The sequence below is a fragment of the Fulvivirga aurantia genome (genome assembly GCF_009711475.1).
GTDB lineage: Bacteria > Bacteroidota > Bacteroidia > Cytophagales > Cyclobacteriaceae > Fulvivirga > Fulvivirga aurantia.
Genome location: NZ_SMMD01000431.1, coordinates 1 through 2,676, shown reverse-complemented (window position 1 = coordinate 2,676; position 2,676 = coordinate 1). Strand labels below are relative to the sequence as shown.

General features: G+C 39.2%; 3 protein-coding genes and 1 tRNA gene. All 4 read right to left on the bottom strand.

What is annotated here, in order from left to right:
* Nucleotides 1–109: 109 nt before the first annotated feature.
* A tRNA-Ser gene (locus tag E1176_RS02650) sits at nt 110–194 on the bottom strand.
* A 97-nt stretch (nt 195–291) separates the two neighbouring features.
* Nucleotides 292–1,194 carry a YihY/virulence factor BrkB family protein gene (locus tag E1176_RS02645; RefSeq protein WP_246205917.1) on the bottom strand — a complete coding sequence of 301 codons (903 nt, stop codon included), beginning with the start codon at nt 1,192–1,194 and terminating at the stop codon, nt 292–294.
* Nucleotides 1,195–1,257: 63 nt separating this feature from the next.
* A complete protein-coding gene (locus tag E1176_RS02640; protein WP_155209029.1) occupies nt 1,258–1,665 on the bottom strand; it encodes an acyl-CoA thioesterase in 408 nt (135 codons plus the stop codon).
* Nucleotides 1,666–2,676: endolytic transglycosylase MltG (mltG, locus tag E1176_RS02635; protein ID WP_155209028.1), on the bottom strand; the 1,011-nt coding region annotated here is incomplete at its 5' end.

Below are 2,676 nucleotides of genomic sequence, written 5' to 3'. Positions count from 1 at the left end.
GCCACGTGAAAAGGAGGCCTTCTACTATGTTTTAGAAAATTAAGATTTCAGCAAAGGAACAGCCGGAAAACAAAAAAACCCTGACACTTTCGTATCAGGGTTTTCTCTGCAGAGGAGGAGGGATTCGAACCCCCGGTACCTTGCGGCACGCTGGTTTTCAAGACCAGTGCATTCGACCACTCTGCCACTCCTCTGGGTCGTCCCGATAACTATCGGAATCGGGTTGTTTCCCGAATAGGTCTGCAAATGTATAGTATAATTTAAATTTTGCAAAAGGGTGCGGAAAATTTTTTAATCATAGTTGTAAATAGGCTCCTCAACCTCTCTAATTCTATAGGCCTGATGAATACTTGCATTGATTTCATACCCTACTAAAAGTACAATGCTCAGTATCTCCTGCCAGATCATCAGGGCGATCAATACACCCAACGAACCATATAATTTATTGTATGTCGCAAAGTTTGAAATGTAAAAAGAGAAGCCATAAGATACCGCTATGCACAAAATCGTAGCTATGAGCGAACCAGTAGAAAAAAAGCTCCAATTATAGTGAACCGCTGGCCCGAAATAGTAAATGAAGGAAATAGCCAAAAAGAACACAATGAAAATGATGATAAACCGTGTGATAAAGAACAAATAGATCGCAAAGTCTTCTATAGCCAACCACTCAATGTGCTCAATAAAATCGATCACAATATTGCCCACCACTAATAGCATACTGGCCAAAATCAATACGAAGGCTAACATAAATGTGAGACCTGTAGCTACCAACCTCATTTTAATAAATGATCTTTTTTCTAATGTCTTATAACATGAGTTAAAGGCCTTCATGAGGGCCATCATGCCGTTGGTGGCCAAAAACAAAGAGAAGATAGCACCAAATGTAAGTAGTCCCCCCCTCGTATTACTCACGATGTCTTTTACGGTCGACTCTACCGTTTCAAACATACTATTAGGCATTACACTTTTTATAAACTCAAGTATATTGGCCTGACTCACGTCTGGTACAAACTCGTGTATATAAGGAGTAAGTGTGAAAAGAAATATGATTGCGGGAAATATGGCCAGTGCAAAGTTGAACGCAACTCCGTTGGCTCTGTCTATAATCTCATCTTTAGTGATTTTTTCTATAAAAACCTTTATGATCTCATATAGGGTCAGCCCTTCGTACCTTTTGAATTTTATTCTTTTCAAAAAATCGACTAACCTCAAAAAAAGCTTTGAATCCTGTACGTACGTTATAATTCTAGCTTTCATCTAGTCAAAATACGGATTGAGTAGCTTCGCCATCACTTCCGGTTGCCTACAAGGCCTTCCCGATTTCATGTCAACGAATACTAAAAGCGTTTTGCCTTCATGAATCAATTTATCAGATTCGTTATATATTTCATAATCAAAAGTGATTCTTACTCCGGGTTTTTCTTTGATAATGGTGCGCACGGTAAGTAACTCATCATAAGTGGCAGGCGCATGATATTTTGAGAAATTTTCTAAAACAGGCATCATCACCCCCTGCTCCTCCAGCTCTTTATAAGTCAGGCCCAGACTTCGCAAACTCTCCACTCTGGCAATCTCATAATAAGCCGCATAGTTACCATAATACACATAACCCATCTGGTCAGTATCAGCATACCTTACTCTAATTTGCGTCTCAAACTTTACCATTTAGTTTTGGTTTAGTCGTGCTTTTCTCTGTTCTATGGTGAGTTGCCTCTGATACCTCCTCGCGTTGTTCAAATGATCCCTCAGGTTGGTGGCAAAATTATGGTAGCCAGAAAAATCTTCTTTGGCACACATATATAAATAGTTATGATCTTTATGATCGAGCACTGCATCTATAGAGTGGATCTCAGGCATATTGATCGGCCCCGGAGGCAACCCTGTTTTCTTATAAGTATTGTATGGCGAGTCAATCTCCTTATGCACATTAAGTACTCGTTTCAAAGTGAAATCACCCACAGCAAATACTAATGTAGGATCTGCCTGTAAAGCAATGTTTTTCTCAAGCCGGTTCATGTACAAACCTGCTATAATCTTACTTTCTTCTTTCTTTATACTCTCTGCCTGTACAATAGATGCAAGTGTTGATACCTCTAATGGTGTAAGATCAATGGCTTTGGCCTTCTGTAAGCGCTGGTCGTTCCAAAACTTCTTATACTCTCTATGCATACGCTCTACAAGGCCCTCTGCAGAAATGTCATAATAGACTTCATAAGTATTTGGAATGAACATACTGATAATGTTTTGCTCATTAAATCCGTGCTGGTTGGTTTCTATGAACTTGAGTAGAGCTGTATCAAAAGCAGCCGCAGATATCAATAAATTAGCTGTTATTTTTTCAGGGAGCTCACTGATCAAACGTACGTTGTTAAATGTAATATTTACCGGCTCCTGCCTACCTGCCCTCAACAACCTGATGGCTTCTAGGTTGGTCATATTTTTTTCTAAAGCATACCTGCCCGGTTTAATGGCTTCATCATAACTCATGAGCTTACTCAAAAAGCTAAACGACACGAGGTCTTCAACATAATGGTTGTCGTAGAGTTTATCTTGTAATGATTTGAAGGTTTCACCTTGTTCAATCACTATATAGCGGTCTTCTTTCTCAACCAAAATATTGGCAGAATAAAGTATCTGGTATGCATAAAAAGCAAATGAAGAAAGTAGTATCGAAAA

What these genes read in the sequence shown, in the direction of transcription:
- E1176_RS02640 (WP_155209029.1), bottom strand. Translation starts at nt 1,665, where the DNA reads ATGGTAAAGTTTGAGACGCAAATTAGAGTAAGGTATGCTGATACTGAC.